A 14179-nucleotide genomic window follows, 5' to 3' on the forward strand; every position below is an offset into this window, starting at 1 on the left:
ACCCGATCGTGCGACTCTCGCTCGTACACGCCAGATACCAACTGCTGGAGACGGTCCGGATCCCGATCGCGCTGGTCGGCAGCGCCTTCTTCCCGGCCGCCTCGATGCTCTTCTTCGTCGTACCGTTCAGCGGCGACGATCCGGTCGTCGCCACCTACGCCACCGCCGCGATGGTCACCTTCTCGGTGATGAGCACCAACATCTTCCAGTACGGCATCGGCGTGGCCGAGGACCGGGCGCAGCCCTGGGACCCGTACCTCCGCACCCTGCCCACCGGAGCCGCACCCCGGTTCGCCGGCCGCATCCTCGCCGGGCTGGTGCTGACCCTGCTGTCGCTGATCCCGGTGGTGGTGATCGCGGCTGTCGGCACCGAGGCCCGGGTCACCGGCCCGGCGTTCCTGGCCGCGCTCGGCACGATCGTCGTGGTCGCGGTGCCGTTCACCCTGATGGGGCTCGCGATCGGCTACTCGCTGCCGAGCAAGGCGGCGATCGTGGTCGCCCAGGTGGTCTTCTTCCCGCTGGCGGTCGGCGGCGGACTGCTCTTCCCGCCCGAAGCCTCGCCCGGGTTCATCGAGGCGATCGCCCCGTACCTGCCGACCCGGGGTGCGGTCGAGCTGATGTGGGCGGCCGTCGGCGACTTCCAGGTCAGGCCGCTCTCGGTGGTCATGCTCGGCGTCTGGATCGTCGTGCTGTCCGCGATCGCCGGCTGGGCGTACCGGCGTGACGAGGGCCGCCGGTTCAGCTAGTTCCGGGGAGCGGCCGCGAGGTGGCCGAGGGGCTGCCCGGGTTGTCGACGGTGGCTAGACTGGTCGACGAAGGAGCATTGATGGCAACCGATCCAAATCAGCCCCTGAGGTACTACGGCGGGCTTGGCGTGATCGTGTTCGCGATCGCGCCACCGCTGATGCTGAGCCTGCTACTCAGTCAGGACAGTGCGCCTCGTTCCGTCGTCGCCCTGCTGGCGGTCGGCATCCCGGTCAACCTCGTCGCGGTCTACTTCGCGGTACGCGGGATGGCCGGATCCGTGCCGGAGGCCGCCGGGCGGCGGGTCGGGATCGGGCTGGCGCTCGTCGCCGTAAGCGGTGTCCTGATGCTCGGTGGCAACGCCTTACTCAGATAACGGCGAAAGACACCGCTACCCCGGGGGGAGAGCGATGACGTTCAAGGTGGATCCGGCGGCCCTACTCGGCTATTCCGCCCAGGTCGACCGGGCGAAGGAAGACGCTGTCGAGTGCCGGAAGTACTTTGCCGGCAACGCAGGTGACATCGCGTTCAGCGAGGGCGGCGTGATCAACCCGCTCTACTACCAGCATGCCGGCGTCCAGGAGAAGGTGAACGGCATGCTGAACCATCTGATCGACGTCCTGGAGAAGTCCAAGGCGGAGCTCGTGGCGGCGGCGCAGCACTACCGGGCCACCGACCAGACGGCAGCGGCCAACCTGGACGCGTCGTACCCGACGGTGCCCAGGCCCTCCGCCCGGAAGGACTGACCATGGCCTTCGCCGACGTCGCCGACCCGGTCGGCCGGCTGACGGACCCCGCCACCCGCTCCGAGTCGATTCTCGGCCAGCCGTTCGCCAACCCGGGTTCAGTGCTGGATTGGCTGAGCCCGACGCACATCGTCAACGAGTTCGTCAAGCAGACCTGCGGATACGACGCCTTCGGGGAGGCGGCGAAGTTCTTCGGCGGAGACTGGGAGACCGTCTGGAAGGCCGCCGGCGCGTTCAGCAACCTCGCTGCGGCGATGCAGGACATCGGGGTCAACCTGTCGTCCGGCAACCTCGAACTCGACCGGGCCTGGGACGGAAAGGCCGGCGACGCGGCGTACGCGTACTTCACCCCGCTGGCCAGCGCGATCAGCTCCCAGCAGTTCGCCCTGGCGAAGATGTCCGAGGCCTACATGAAGGCAGCCGAGGGCACCTACCGACAGGCCGAGGTCTACTCCGGTCTGATGAAGGACGCCTACGACGCGGCCCTCATCGCGGCGATCGCCGCATCCGCCGGTACCGCCGCCATCGAGACCGGCGTCGGTGCCGTCGCGGGTTACGCGGTCGCCGCGTACGAGGTGTACAAGCTGCTCCAGATCCTCGACAAGGCCAAGAAGATCGAGACGACCGCAATGTCGATCATGAACGAGGTCGTCGGCATGATCCAGGCTGCATCTGCGGACTCTGGCGAGTTCGCGAAGTATCCGCTCCCCGGCGGCGCGTACCAGCACCCGGGTGTGTGACGGGATGACGAACCAGGACGGTGAGCTGCTGGACGCTGCGGGTGGCGATCGAGCCCGGGCGCGAATCCTCGGCCAACTGCTCCAGCACATCGCCCGGAACAGCCCGGACGAGCGGCTGCGGGAGATGGCCTCCGACGTGGTCGACGGGCGGATCAGCCTGGCCGAGGCGGTGGGCTCCGCGTACTACGGAGAGGCGATCGCGAAGCAGGCGGCCGGCTTCGCAACCTGGTACGACTCGCTCAGCGAGACGGAGCGGCGCGAGCAGGCCGAGGCCGGCGCAGCCGAGATCGCCAAGGTCCGCGACGAGATCGACCGCAACGTCAGCGCGGAGCGTCGCGACTCTACGCCCTGACTAGTCGACGGCACGCCGGGTCCGGACCGGGACGACGAGGGGGCCGTGTTCGCCCTCGATGACCCGGACCCGGGCCCGGTAGTGCGTACCGAGCAGTTCGTCGGTGAGCACCGTCCGGGGTGGACCGTCGGCCACCACCGCACCGGCGGCGACCAGCACCATCCGGTCGGCGTACTCGCCGGCGACCGAGAGGTCGTGCATGGTGGCCAGCACCGTGAGGCCGTGATCGGCGCGGAGTTGGTCGACGAGTTCCAGCACCTCCTGCTGGTGGCCGATGTCCAACGCACTCGTCGGCTCGTCGAGCAGCAGCAGCGGGGCGCCCTGGGCCAGCGCCCGGGCCAGGAAGACGCGCTGCCGTTCCCCGCCGGAGAGTGTCGCCAGTGCCCGGGCCGCGAAACCGGTCAGGTCCAGCCGGTCGAGTACGTCGTACGCGACCGCCAGGTCGGCGGCGGACTCCCGGCCCAGCGGCGGCACGTACGGGGTGCGGCCGAGCAGCACGTAGTCGAGTACCGCCATTCCGGCCGGTACGACCGGGGACTGCGGCACCGTCGCCACCGTCCGGGCCCGGTCCCGGCGGCGGAGCCGGGCGATCGGCGTACCGAAGAGGGAGACCGCCCCGGTGCTGGCCGGCAGCAGGCCGCCGACCGCGCGGAGCAGCGTCGACTTGCCGGCGCCGTTGGGGCCGATCACGGTGACCCATTCACCGGTCCGGACGGTCAGGTCGACCCCGGTCAGGATGTGCGCCCCGCCGAGGGTGACGCCGAGCCCGGTCACCTCGACGGCAGCAACGGTCGTCGGCGTGGTCATTCCGCCACCCGGCGGGTGGTGCGGAGCACGATCGCGAAGAACGGGCCGCCGAGCAGCGCGGTGACCACGCCGATCGGGATCTCGGCCGGTGCGGCGACGGTACGCGCGGCCAGGTCGGTCAGGGTCAGGAAGGCGCCGCCGAAGAGTACCGAGAGCGGCAGGATCGCCCGGTAGCTCGCCCCGGCCAGCATCCGCACGACGTGCGGGACGATGACGCCGACGAAACCGATCAGCCCGGAGACGGAGACGGCGGCGGCGGTGCCCAGCGAGGCGGCGGCGACCAGCAGCAGCCGGGAGCGCTGCGGATGCAGCCCCAGGCTGCTCGCCTCGTCGTCACCGAGCGCGAGTACGTCGAGTTCGCGCCGGTGCACCAGCACCACGGCGGCGGTGAGCACGGCGTACGGCAGCACCACCAGTACGTCGTGCCAGCCGGCGGTGGCCAGTCGGCCGAGCATCCAGGAGTAGACCTCCTGGATGCTCTCCGCGTTGCGTTGCAGCAGGTAGGTCTGGCCGGCGGCGAGGAAGGCCGAGACCGCCACCCCGGCCAGGATCAGCGTGGCCGGTGAGCGGTCCCGGCCACCGGCCGCGCCGAGCAGGTACGTCAGCAGCACCGCGCCGAGCGCGCCGACGAACGCGGCCAGCGGCACGGTGACCGGCAACCCGACCGTGACGTCGGCGCCGGTGACCCCGCGTACGACGATCACGGCGGTCACCGCGAGACCGGCTCCGGCGGCGACGCCGAGCAGGTGCGGGTCGGCCAGCGGGTTACGGAAGACGCCCTGGTAGCAGCCGCCGGCCAGGGCGAGCATCCCGCCGACGAGCAGGCCGAGCACCACCCGGGGCAGCCGCAGCTCGGTGACGATCGCGATCTCGCGCTCGTTCAGGCCGCTGTGCAGGTGCACCCCGGGTACCAGGTTGAGCAGTTCGATGGCGACGCCGCCCGGCGGCAGGCTGACCGGCCCGAACGCGATGCCGGCCAGCGCGGCGACGCCGATCGCGGCGAAGCCGGCGACCAGCCACCGACGGCGCAGCCCGGCCGGCCGGGTGCGCCGGCCGTCGCCGGGATCACGACCGGCGGCGGCCGGGACGTCGGGGCGGGTCGGGGTGCCGGCTGCGCTCAAGCGGGTACCTTGGCGACCGCGTCCACGATCGCCCGGAGCAGTTCGACCACCCGGGGACCCCACCGGGACGCGATGTCGTCGTCGAGCGCGACGACCTGGTTGTTCTTCACCGCCGTCATCCCGGACCAGCCCTTGCGGGCCGAGACCGTCTGCGCGGACTGCTGGCAGCACTTGGTGTCGGCGAGGAATACCAGATCCGGGTCGGCCTTGATGATGGCCTCCTCGGCGAGCTGCGGATAGCCGCCCTTGCTGCCGTCGGCGTCGGCCGGGTCGGCGATGTTCTCCAGCCCGACCATGCCGAACAACGAACCGACGAAGGTTTTGCTGGTCGCCGAGTAGTACTCCGGGCCGAGTTCGTAGAAGTAGCTGAGCTTCGCCGGCCGCTGCGGTACGTCGCCGACGAGCTTGTCGATGTCGCCCTTCATCCGGGTGACCAGGTCGGTCGCCTCGGCCGGATGACCGGTGAGCGTGCCGAGGTCGGTGATCTGCCGGTACGTGTCGTCCAGCGTCTTCGCCGCCGGTGCCAGGTAGTGCGGGATCTTCAGTTGGCCGAGCTGGTCCACGATCTTGTTGAGGTCGTTGGTCAGTACCACCAGGTCGGGGTTCTTCGCCGCGATCGCCTCCGCGTTCGGGGTGAACGCGGACAGCTCGGTCTTCGGCGCCTCGGCCGGAAAGTTCGAGTTGTCGTCGGCGGCGGTGACCTGGCCGCCGGCACCGATCGCGAAGAGCATCTCGGTGGCGGTCGGCCCGAGTACGACGATTCTCTCGGGGCGCTTGTCGAGGGTGAGGGTGCCCACCGTCACCGGATAGCTGGCACCGCTGGCGCCGGTGGCCGGCACCTGACCGGGTTCGTCGGCGGCGCAGCCGGCCAGGGCCAGCGTGGCGCCGGCCAGCAGCGCGGCCAGCAACCGGGGCGTACGTCGGGTCATCGGTCCTCCTGTCGGACGAGGTCCGGTGCTCCGCCGACAGGTGCTCCGCCCCGCCCACGGGGCGCCCTTCCTCGAAGGCGCGTTCCGTGACCGCGCCGCAGGCGACCTGGCTCGTCCTCCGCACGCCCGGCTCGGTGCCCTCGGGGCGGCGAGCGGGTGCGGAAGGCATCACAGTTGCGGGACAGCGCCGGTTTCGCACCGGCTTCGCTGCGGGGTGGTCGGGGAGAACGGTAGCGCATCCGCTCCGTGACCCGGCAGCGGCATTGCGCCATCCGTACGACGTTCCCCCTGATCACGAAGGCCGTCGACACCGGGCGGGACGGGTGGTGGCCGGCCCGGTCGCCTGGTTATCCACACGCCGGGTCGAGTGGTCGGTCTCCGTCGGGCGGTGCTCGTAGAATTCGCCGGATGGCCCTCCCCACCGACCAGCGGACCGGCGAGACCGATCAGCGGACCGGCGACACCGACCAGCGGACCGGCGACGCCCTCGACGTGCTGCGCCGGGTCTTCGGCTACGACAGCTTCCGAGGCGAGCAGCGCGAGATCATCGACCAGCTCGTCGGCGGCGGCGACGCGCTGGTGCTGATGCCGACCGGCGGCGGCAAGTCGCTCTGCTACCAGATCCCCGCGCTGGTCCGGGACGGCGTCGCGGTGGTCGTCTCGCCGCTCATCGCACTGATGCAGGACCAGGTCGACGCGCTGACCACCCTCGGGGTACGCGCCGGCTTCCTCAACTCGACCCAGGACTTCGAGGCCCGGCGGCTGGTCGAGACGGCCTTCCTGGCGGGCGACCTCGACCTGCTCTACCTCGCGCCGGAGGCGCTGCGGTCGGAGTCGGTGCTCCGGCTGCTCGACCGGGGCAGCATCGCGCTCTTCGCAATCGACGAGGCGCACTGCGTCGCCCAGTGGGGCCACGACTTCCGCCCCGACTACCTGGCGTTGTCGATGCTGCACGAGCGCTGGCCGAGCGTGCCCCGGATCGCGCTGACCGCCACCGCCACCCCGGACACGCACACCGAGATCGCCGCCCGACTCAACCTCAAGGACGCCCGGCACTTCGTCGCCAGCTTCGACCGGCCCAACATCCAATACCGGATCGTGCCGAAGCGGGAGCCGAAGAAGCAGCTCCTCGACCTGCTCCGCACCGAGCATCCCGGCGACGCCGGCATCGTCTACTGCCTCTCCCGGGCCTCGGTGGAGAAGACCGCCGAGTTCCTGGTGCAGAACGGCGTACCGGCACTGCCGTACCACGCGGGGCTGGACGCGTCGACCCGGGCCGCCAACCAGCAGCGGTTCCTCCGCGAGGACGGGCTGGTGATGGTGGCGACGATCGCGTTCGGGATGGGCATCGACAAGCCGGACGTACGCTTCGTCGCGCATCTCGACCTGCCGAAGTCGATCGAGGGCTACTACCAGGAGACGGGTCGGGCCGGCCGGGACGGGCTGCCGTCGACCGCCTGGCTGGCGTACGGGCTCTCGGACGTGGTGCAGCAGCGCAAGCTGATCGAGGGGTCCGACGGCGACCTGGCCCGGCGCCGGGTGCTCGGCGCACACCTCGACGCGATGCTGGCGCTCTGCGAGACGGTGCGCTGCCGGCGGGTGCAACTGCTCGCCTACTTCGGTCAGCAGGCCGAGCCGTGCGGCAACTGCGACACCTGCCTGACTCCGCCCGAGTCCTGGGACGGCACCGTCGCCGCGCAGAAGCTGCTCTCCACCGTGCTGCGGCTGCACCGCGAGCGCGACCAGCGGTTCGGTGCCGGCCAGTCCATCGACATCCTGCTCGGCCGGCAGACCGACAAGGTCAGTCAGCACCGCCACGACCAGCTCAGCGTCTTCGGCATCGGCACCGAACTGACCGAGTCCGAGTGGCGCGGCGTGGTCCGGCAACTGCTCGCCCAGGGCCTGCTGGCGGTCGAGGGCGACTACGGCACGCTGGTGCTCACCGACGCCAGTGGGGACGTGCTCGGCAAGCGGCGCGAGGTGATGATGCGCCGGGAGGCGCCCCGGGCCGCGTCGACCGGCCGGACCGCGAAGCCGCGCGCCGCCGGGGCCGCCGCCGCGCTGTCGCCGGCCGCCGAACCGGTCTTCGAACGGCTCCGGGCCTGGCGCGCGGCGACCGCCAAGGAGCAGGGCGTACCGGCGTACGTCATCTTCCACGACGCGACCCTGCGGCAGATCGCGGCCGAACCACCGGCGACCATGGCCGACCTGGCCCGGGTCAACGGCGTCGGGGAGAACAAGCTCGCGAAGTACGGCCAGCAGATCCTGGACACCCTCGCGGAGTAGGGCACCGCCTCACGAGGGCAGCAGCAGGGAGCCGATCTCCTTGCCTTCGAGGACGCACTTCACGCTCCACATGTCGCTGGCCGGCACCACGTGCACGGGTTTGCCGTACTGGCGGGCCAGGTCGAGCGCTGCCGCGTCCATCACCCGGAGGTTGCGTTCCAGCGCGGCCGAAGCGGTCACCTCGCGCAGGAAGACGGCCTCCGGGTCCTGGGCCGGGTCGGCGCTGTAGATCCCGTCCACCCCGAACTTGACCATCACGACCGCGTCGGCGGCGGTGTCGATCGCCGCGTGCACCGCCGGTACGTCGGTGGAGAAGCCCGAGACGCCCATCCCGCCGGCCAGCAGTACGGTGTCGCCCGACTCCAGCGCCTCGACGACGTCGTCCCGGCGGTACTGCTGGCCGATGCCGGTGCACGGGCCTCGGGAGAAGACCCGGGTCGGCACGTCGAGCCCGTTGAGCAGCCCCTCCAGCAGCATCGCGTTGATGCCGGTGGCCAGCATGCCCACGGTGTCGGCCCGGCCGCGTTCCAGTTGCCAGGCCGCGCCCCGGTCGCCCCGGAAGATGTTCCCGCCGCCGACGACGGCCACCACCGAGACACCCATGGTGTGTACGGCGGCCAGCGAGAGCGCCACGTCGCGCAGCCGGGCCGGGTCCAGCGCCTGCCCCGACCCGAGCGACTCACCACTGATCTTCACGACAATGCGGGAGTAGCGGAGATCTTCCATGTTTCATGCCGCCCTTACGCTCGGCCCGGACCAGAGATCCTGAGCAACCTTCCACACCACGTCGAGGGGTTCGTCCTGGCCCGACGGCCCCGATTCGGAGCGCGCCCGGAAGATGCCGGTCACCGCGAGCAGGTTGTGCGATCCGGCGTTGAAGTCGTACAGGTGGAAGCTCTTGTTCAACCAGGCGAGCTTCTGCGAGTCCGCGCTGAGTCCGTGGACGATCATCGCGGACTGCCGTACCAGTCGACTGGACAGGCACTTCAGCCCGTAGTCCAGGTCCGGCACCTCGATGTACTGGAACGGCCGCAGCTTCCGCCAGTCCGGGTAGCACCGGTTGAGGAAGTCGAAGGCGGGGCCGCCCTGCGGGGTGAGGAAGGTGGTGCCGTTGTCGATGACCTCTTTCACCGTCACCGGGCGGCGGTAGCCGAGATCCTCGACCGACAACATGCGCGGTACGTCGATCTCCAGCGGGATCACCTCGATCCGGTCGTTCCACTGTGCCACCGTGCCGACCCGGGGCTCCTGCTCGGTCGACATCAACGTGGAGAGCAGGCAAATGTGCTCGCCGGAGTGCCCGCCCAGCGCGGCCAGCTCGATCTCCGCCGTACGCCGGGGCAGCGGGATCACGTCGAAGCCCCGGTTGGGCGGCAGTGCGTCGTTGAGGTCGTGCAGGTAGCCGAGGCAGTTGGAGGTGCAGAGGATCGGCAGCCGCTTGGTGGCGGCGGCCGCCGCCCGGATGGCGGCGAGGGTCGCCTCGGTGATCGGTTCGAGAAGGTCCACGAAGACCTCGCCGGCCGGGGTGAGGCGGTAGTTCTTGTGCCCCGGCGGACGGTCGATGATCCGGACGTGCTGGGTGGACCAGAACGCCTCGTCGATCTCGCGCAATGCCTTGGAGACCGTACGCTCGTCCCGGCCGAAGACCGTCGCCACGTGCTTGAACGAGCGTTCCTGGTTGTCGTCGGAGCGGAGCGACCGGAGCATCTCGATCAGCTCGTAGCTCAGCTTCGCCAGGACCGGGTCGAGTTCGGACATCGTCAGCTCCGCTCCGAGGGGATGGGTTCCGCGCTGTCCGGAGGCGGCGGGTGCACCGCCTCCGGACTGTCGGACGGACATCGGCGGGTCTACTGGACCGGGCGGCGGAAGTAGAAGTACGCCACCGCGGCGGCCGAGGCGCCGAGGCCGGCCACCACGGCACCGACCAACTGCTCCTCGAACCTGCCCATCAGTCCCCCGACCACGACGAGCACCGAAACGAGCCAGTATCCGAGATAGCAGACCAGAGCCAGCCGGTTGCGGGTCTGGACCGTGTCCGGAGTCCGACTGATCGCGAGATCCTCCGGCAGGCTGGAGATGAGATAGGAGGGTCGACTCTCGACAGGATCCTGAGCCGGTTCCTCCCCTTCCGGGTTGGGTAGGTATTCGGCCACGGCGCGCTCCTCGATGGGGTTGCATGCCATGTTCCGGGATCCCGGGAGCGCTCACAATAGCGAAAGGGTGCGGTCATGACACCCAGCGCGCATTGTTTGCGGTTACTCAACCGCAATACCTAGCACCCATGCCGTCAGATGCGGTATTGCTACTTGCTGAAGTAGTACCCATGCCGTAGCGTCCGAGCCATGAACCAAGCGGCGGAAGACACTCCCGGAAACGACGCTACCCGTGGTCGTTCGCGCTCGTCCAGCACCTCGTCTCGGCAGGTCAACCGGCCGGAGCGCAGCAAAATCAGCATCTCGTTGACCGGTAGCGCCGCCGCCAGCGTCGAAGAAATGGCCGACCAGCATCGGGTCTCGGACGGCGAGGTCGTCCGGCGCGCGGTCGCGGTCTTCAAGTTCCTCAACGACGAAATTTCCCGGGGAGCCGTGCTCAAGATCCAGACTCCGGACGGTCAGTCCGACCGGATCCAGATCCTCTACACCTGATTCCCCGGGGCTTCCACGCTGGAGACCGGTCGCATGATCACCACTACCACCACCCGACAGGCTGGCTGGCAGCACACCCTCACCGAACTCCTCGACCGGGCCAACCGCGAGCGACTGCCGCTGATCGCCTGGGTCCTGCACAGCGCCGACGGCGTCCTGATCGGACGCTGCTGCGCCACCGATCCCGCGCAGCGCCGCGCCGACTGGGAGACCTGGTGCCGCGCACTCGGCGCCGTCGCCCAACCCCCGGAGTGGTACGGCGACTCCGTGCACCTGCGGGCCGCCGCCATTCGCCCCGGTGACGGCCCGAAGACCGAGATCGTCATCTCCGCCCTCTGCCCCCCGTCGAGCTGACCGTCGGCGCGGCCATCCTGCCGGCAGCGGGTTCGCGGTTCTGTCCACTTTCTAGCCGTACCGTTAAATCTATTAAGTCTATAGGTTTGATATGGATTTGGCCGGGCCGGCTGGCTACGTTACGGCCATGCATCGAAGCTGGCCGAAACATCGGCTCCCCCGTCGTCGTCTGTTCGTCGTCACCACCGCCGCCGCCCTGCTCGCCAGCACGACCGTCGCCACCCCGACCGTCGCCGGACCGGCCACCGCCGGGCCCCGGGTGGACACCGCCGTGGAGTGGTACGACGTCACCGCCGCCACCATCGCCACCGGTACCCGACCGCAGGTCACCAGCAGCCGGGCCTGGGCGATCAGTTGGGTCGCCGCCGCCCGCGCGCTGCGGCACGCCCCCGGGGTACGGGCCGGGGACTACCAGGACGCCGCGCTCGCCTCCGCCGTACACACCGGACTGAGCGCGCTGGTCCCGGAGAACGCGGCGGCGCTGGACGCCGCACTGGCGACCACCCTGGCCCGGATTCCGGCCGGCGCGGCCAGGGACCGTGGCGTCGCGGCCGGCGAGCGCGAGGCGACCACGCTGCTCGCCGAACGGGCCGACGACGGGCTCGACCCGGCGTCGGTGAACCCGCCGTTCCCGACGCCCGCGCCGCAGCCCGGCATCTGGCAGCCCACCCCGCCGACGTTCACCCCGGGCCAGCAGGCGGGCAACCGGTACGCCACGCCGTTCCTGCTGGACCGCGCGGACCGGTACCGGCCGGGTCCGCCGCCGGCCGTCGGCTCGGCCCGCTACCGTGCCGACCTCACCGAGGTACGGGTCTACGGCGCCGCCGACAGCACGGCACGTACCCAGGCGCAGACCGACACCGCGACCTTCTGGCTCGGCTCCTCGCTGGTCCTCTACACCGGGGTACTCCGGGCGGCGCTGGCCCAGTCCCGGGAACCGGCCGCCCGGCGGGCCGGGCTGGTGGCCGTGTTCCACGTGGCCCTGGTCGACACGCAGATCGCCACCTCCGACGCCAAGTACGCGTACCTGCGGTGGCGGCCGGTGACCGCGATCCAGGCAGGTGACGACCCGGCCTGGACGCCGCTGCACACCACCCCGGCCCATCCGGACTACCCGAGCGGCCACAACACCTACTCCGGCGCCGCCGAGCAGGTACTGACCGCCCTGGTCGGCCCGCGCGCCCGGCAGCCGTTCACCATCGGCAGTCCCAGCCAGTCGGGTGCCACCCGGACCTACGACCGGTGGCGACCGCTGACCGACGAGAACGTCGACGCCCGGGTCTGGTCGGGCATCCACACCCGCTCCGCCGATCTGGCCGGCGTCGAACTGGGCCGGGACGTCGCCGCACACGCGCTGCGCAACGCCCACCGACTGCTCGGCTGACGGTGCAGCCGGCGTTGGGCTGATTATCGACAGCCGGCGTTGGGCTGATCGTCGACAGCCGACGTTCTTCCGCCGTCCCGCATGTGGGGGCGGCGGAAGAACGCGCGACCGTACGACCGTCAGGAACTGGTGATCGTCACGTTGTCGATCGCCGCCTCGACCAGGCTGGCCCCGGAGGCGTCGGCGGCCTGCACCAGCAGCCGTACCGACTGTCCGGCGTACGCCGACAGGTTGGCGGTGGCCACGGCCCAGCTTCCGTTGCGGTTGCTGGCCGCACCGGCCTGGTTGAGCAGTTGGGTGGTGCCGCCGCTGTGCACCACGCTGACCCGGAAGTAGTCCGCGGACGAGGCGTTCGACCCGTGCGCCAGGTACCAGGCCAGGGAGAGCGTCAACGTGCCGCTGCCGGGCAGCGTGATCGCCGGTGACTGGGCGGTGGTGGTCCCACCGTCCAGGTCGTAGTCACCGGCCGCCGCGCCGGCCAGCCGGCCGGTGACCAGGTCGTTGCTGCCGGCGTACGGGGCGAGTTGCTTGGCGCCGCTGGAGGTGGTCGCCTGGGCTGTCCCCCGTTCCCACGCGCCCAGGGTGGCGGTGTCGGTGCCGGCCGGGTTGACCGTCCAGCCGGTGGCGGTCTCGAAGGTGTCCGACCAGACGGTGGTGCCGCCGCCGGTGCCGCAGTACGTCCCCTGGAGCCCGACCACCCGGTACGGGCAGTCGGCGTACTCGCTCAGGATCAGCACCGCCTCGCGGTTGCGGGACGTCTGCGCCGGGATCACCTCGTCGGGCGGGTAGAAACCGCCGCCGCCGGACGAGCCCGGGTACATCTCGAAGGTGTACGCGAAGATGTTGTGGGTGGCCCACATCCAGTCCAGGCTGTCCCCGTCGGTGATGTAGAGGTCGCTGGACTGCTCCGGGGTGTAGCCGTTGGTGGCCGCCATCTGCTGGCCGAGGGTGCGGAAGGTCCGCTCCTGGTCGGCGTTCAGCCCCGGCCCGGTGTTCGCGGTCGTGTAGCCGTACGGCCAGAGCACGAGCTGCGAGTACGTGTGGAAGTCGATGTTGACCTTGATCTGCTGGGTACCGCCGACGACCCGGCTGTTGACGAAGTCGCGGAACCGGGCGGTCTCCGGCGCGGAGAACGCCGACGGGCCCCGGTAGGTCTCCGAGCTGGTCGTGCCGGACGAGCCGCCGCAGCAGCCCCAGTTGTAGCCCCAGTTCCGGTTCAGGTCGGTGCCGACGTTCGACGAGCCGCTGTTCGGCTGCCGGTTCTTCCGCCAGGACCGGTACGAGCCGGTGGCGATGTCGTACTCGCTGCCGTCCGGGTTGACGGTCGGGACGATCCAGATCTCCCGGCTGTTGACGATGTTGGTGATCCGGGAGTCCGAGCCGTAGTTGTCGGTGAAGAGGTTGAGCAGGTAGATCGCCATCTCGACGGTCAGGTGCTCGCGGGCGTGCTGCTGCGAGTTGAACAGGATCTCCGGCTCGTTCTCGTCAGTGCCGACGTTGTCGGAGATCTTGATGACCGGCAGGTCGCGTCCCTCGTAGGAGGTGCCCATGCTGGACCGGCGGGCGATGCTCGGATGGTCGGCGACCACCTGGTTGATCACCGCGTTCAGCTCGGCGTAGTTGTGGTACGCCGAGTCGGCCGGCGGGAAGTCGAGCACGCCGACGTCGCCGTCGTCGTGCTGGTGCTGGCCCCGGTCCGGCGGTGCCGGTACGGCCGACACCTCGAAGCCGAGCGCGGTGATCGCCTTGACCTCGGCGGGGGTGGCGGTGACGTAGAGCGCGCCGTGCTCGGCGTAGTCGATGCTGGTACCGGTGGCGGCCACCGCGTTGCGGTCGGCCAGCGTACGCGGCCCGGTCACCCGGTATTCCGCGCTGGTGGCGGTCTCCGCCTCGGCCCGGTCCGGCTTGGCGCTGGCGGTGCCGGCCGCCGGGCCGATGCCGGCCACGACGAGTCCGAGCACGAGGGTGCCGGCAAGCGCGCCGATCCGGATCCGGTGCCGGTTCGACGGCCCGGATCTCTCGGTGCGGAAGGGCATGTAAACCTCCTGGGGGTAGGGAGGACTCCGCTGGG

Annotated in this window: 16 protein-coding genes and 1 riboswitch; of the genes, 9 read left to right on the forward strand and 7 right to left on the reverse strand. The window is 70.5% G+C overall.

Annotated features, from left to right (window positions below; genetic code table 11):
• The first annotated feature begins 8 nt into the window (after positions 1–8).
• From Pen02_RS29535 to Pen02_RS29555, 5 genes are all read left to right on the forward strand, one after another.
• The gene (locus tag Pen02_RS29535) at positions 9–746 is read left to right on the forward strand and encodes an ABC transporter permease (protein WP_203869407.1); all 738 of its coding nucleotides are present in this window, start codon (positions 9–11) and stop codon (positions 744–746) included.
• 80 nt (positions 747–826) lie between these two features.
• Entirely contained in the window at positions 827–1120 is a 294-nt protein-coding gene (locus tag Pen02_RS29540; RefSeq protein WP_203869408.1) for a hypothetical protein, read from the forward strand.
• Positions 1121–1154: 34 nt separating this feature from the next.
• Positions 1155–1490, forward strand: coding sequence for a type VII secretion target (locus tag Pen02_RS29545; protein WP_203869409.1), 336 nt, complete (start codon positions 1155–1157; stop codon positions 1488–1490).
• 2 nt (positions 1491–1492) lie between these two features.
• A complete protein-coding gene (locus Pen02_RS29550; RefSeq protein ID WP_203869410.1) occupies positions 1493–2230 on the forward strand; it encodes a WXG100 family type VII secretion target in 738 nt (245 codons plus the stop codon).
• A 4-nt stretch (positions 2231–2234) separates the two neighbouring features.
• Complete coding sequence (locus Pen02_RS29555) at positions 2235–2582, forward strand: hypothetical protein (protein ID WP_203869411.1); 348 nt, start codon at positions 2235–2237, stop codon at positions 2580–2582.
• On the opposite strand, the gene Pen02_RS29560 is transcribed toward Pen02_RS29555, so the two are convergent.
• From Pen02_RS29560 to Pen02_RS29570, 3 genes are all read right to left on the reverse strand, one after another.
• Entirely contained in the window at positions 2583–3389 is an 807-nt protein-coding gene (locus tag Pen02_RS29560; protein ID WP_203869412.1) for an ABC transporter ATP-binding protein, read from the reverse strand.
• A complete protein-coding gene (locus Pen02_RS29565; RefSeq protein WP_239141514.1) occupies positions 3386–4420 on the reverse strand; it encodes a FecCD family ABC transporter permease in 1035 nt (344 codons plus the stop codon). Before Pen02_RS29565 ends, Pen02_RS29560 begins: the two co-directional genes overlap by 4 nt.
• Before the next feature lie 86 nt (positions 4421–4506).
• Positions 4507–5439, reverse strand: coding sequence for an ABC transporter substrate-binding protein (locus Pen02_RS29570; protein WP_203869414.1), 933 nt, complete (start codon positions 5437–5439; stop codon positions 4507–4509).
• 105 nt (positions 5440–5544) lie between these two features.
• Positions 5545–5642: riboswitch (cobalamin riboswitch) on the reverse strand.
• Positions 5643–5847: 205 nt separating this feature from the next.
• On the opposite strand from Pen02_RS29570, the gene recQ reads away from it, so the two are divergent.
• Positions 5848–7725, forward strand: coding sequence for a DNA helicase RecQ (gene recQ, locus Pen02_RS29575; RefSeq protein WP_203869415.1), 1878 nt, complete (start codon positions 5848–5850; stop codon positions 7723–7725).
• 9 nt (positions 7726–7734) lie between these two features.
• On the opposite strand, the gene Pen02_RS29580 is transcribed toward recQ, so the two are convergent.
• The 3 genes from Pen02_RS29580 to Pen02_RS29590 form a co-directional block, all read right to left on the reverse strand.
• Positions 7735–8451, reverse strand: a complete 717-nt coding sequence (locus Pen02_RS29580; RefSeq protein WP_203869416.1) for an amino acid kinase family protein — start codon at positions 8449–8451, stop codon at positions 7735–7737.
• Positions 8452–8454: 3 nt separating this feature from the next.
• The gene (locus Pen02_RS29585; RefSeq protein ID WP_203869417.1) at positions 8455–9483 is read right to left on the reverse strand and encodes a hypothetical protein; all 1029 of its coding nucleotides are present in this window, start codon (positions 9481–9483) and stop codon (positions 8455–8457) included.
• A gap of 89 nt (positions 9484–9572) precedes the next feature.
• Positions 9573–9878, reverse strand: a complete 306-nt coding sequence (locus tag Pen02_RS29590) for a hypothetical protein (protein WP_203869418.1) — start codon at positions 9876–9878, stop codon at positions 9573–9575.
• Between the two features lie 189 nt (positions 9879–10067).
• Between Pen02_RS29590 and Pen02_RS29595 the strand changes: the two genes are divergently transcribed.
• The 3 genes from Pen02_RS29595 to Pen02_RS29605 all read left to right on the forward strand — a co-directional run bounded on the left by Pen02_RS29595 (position 10068) and on the right by Pen02_RS29605 (position 12108).
• Entirely contained in the window at positions 10068–10370 is a 303-nt protein-coding gene (locus Pen02_RS29595; RefSeq protein WP_203869419.1) for a hypothetical protein, read from the forward strand.
• Between the two features lie 33 nt (positions 10371–10403).
• Positions 10404–10724, forward strand: coding sequence for a hypothetical protein (locus Pen02_RS29600; protein ID WP_203869420.1), 321 nt, complete (start codon positions 10404–10406; stop codon positions 10722–10724).
• 127 nt (positions 10725–10851) lie between these two features.
• Complete coding sequence (locus Pen02_RS29605; protein ID WP_203869421.1) at positions 10852–12108, forward strand: vanadium-dependent haloperoxidase; 1257 nt, start codon at positions 10852–10854, stop codon at positions 12106–12108.
• A 119-nt stretch (positions 12109–12227) separates the two neighbouring features.
• Here Pen02_RS29605 and Pen02_RS29610 read toward each other — a convergent pair whose 3' ends face one another.
• Positions 12228–14144, reverse strand: a complete 1917-nt coding sequence (locus tag Pen02_RS29610; RefSeq protein WP_203869422.1) for a M14 family metallopeptidase — start codon at positions 14142–14144, stop codon at positions 12228–12230.
• Positions 14145–14179 lie beyond the last annotated feature (35 nt).

It is taken from the genome of Plantactinospora endophytica (assembly GCF_016862915.1).
GTDB lineage: Bacteria > Actinomycetota > Actinomycetes > Mycobacteriales > Micromonosporaceae > Plantactinospora > Plantactinospora endophytica.

What these genes read in the sequence shown, in the direction of transcription:
- Pen02_RS29595 (WP_203869419.1), top strand. Translation starts at nt 10,068, where the DNA reads ATGAACCAAGCGGCGGAAGACACTCCCGGAAACGACGCTACCCGTGGT.
- Pen02_RS29605 (WP_203869421.1), top strand. Translation starts at nt 10,852, where the DNA reads ATGCATCGAAGCTGGCCGAAACATCGGCTCCCCCGTCGTCGTCTGTTC.
- Pen02_RS29540 (WP_203869408.1), top strand. Translation starts at nt 827, where the DNA reads ATGGCAACCGATCCAAATCAGCCCCTGAGGTACTACGGCGGGCTTGGC.
- recQ (WP_203869415.1), top strand. Translation starts at nt 5,848, where the DNA reads ATGGCCCTCCCCACCGACCAGCGGACCGGCGAGACCGATCAGCGGACC.
- Pen02_RS29560 (WP_203869412.1), bottom strand. Translation starts at nt 3,389, where the DNA reads ATGACCACGCCGACGACCGTTGCTGCCGTCGAGGTGACCGGGCTCGGC.
- Pen02_RS29585 (WP_203869417.1), bottom strand. Translation starts at nt 9,483, where the DNA reads ATGTCCGAACTCGACCCGGTCCTGGCGAAGCTGAGCTACGAGCTGATC.
- Pen02_RS29545 (WP_203869409.1), top strand. Translation starts at nt 1,155, where the DNA reads ATGACGTTCAAGGTGGATCCGGCGGCCCTACTCGGCTATTCCGCCCAG.
- Pen02_RS29550 (WP_203869410.1), top strand. Translation starts at nt 1,493, where the DNA reads ATGGCCTTCGCCGACGTCGCCGACCCGGTCGGCCGGCTGACGGACCCC.
- Pen02_RS29610 (WP_203869422.1), bottom strand. Translation starts at nt 14,144, where the DNA reads ATGCCCTTCCGCACCGAGAGATCCGGGCCGTCGAACCGGCACCGGATC.
- Pen02_RS29600 (WP_203869420.1), top strand. Translation starts at nt 10,404, where the DNA reads ATGATCACCACTACCACCACCCGACAGGCTGGCTGGCAGCACACCCTC.
- Pen02_RS29570 (WP_203869414.1), bottom strand. Translation starts at nt 5,439, where the DNA reads ATGACCCGACGTACGCCCCGGTTGCTGGCCGCGCTGCTGGCCGGCGCC.
- Pen02_RS29580 (WP_203869416.1), bottom strand. Translation starts at nt 8,451, where the DNA reads ATGGAAGATCTCCGCTACTCCCGCATTGTCGTGAAGATCAGTGGTGAG.
- Pen02_RS29555 (WP_203869411.1), top strand. Translation starts at nt 2,235, where the DNA reads ATGACGAACCAGGACGGTGAGCTGCTGGACGCTGCGGGTGGCGATCGA.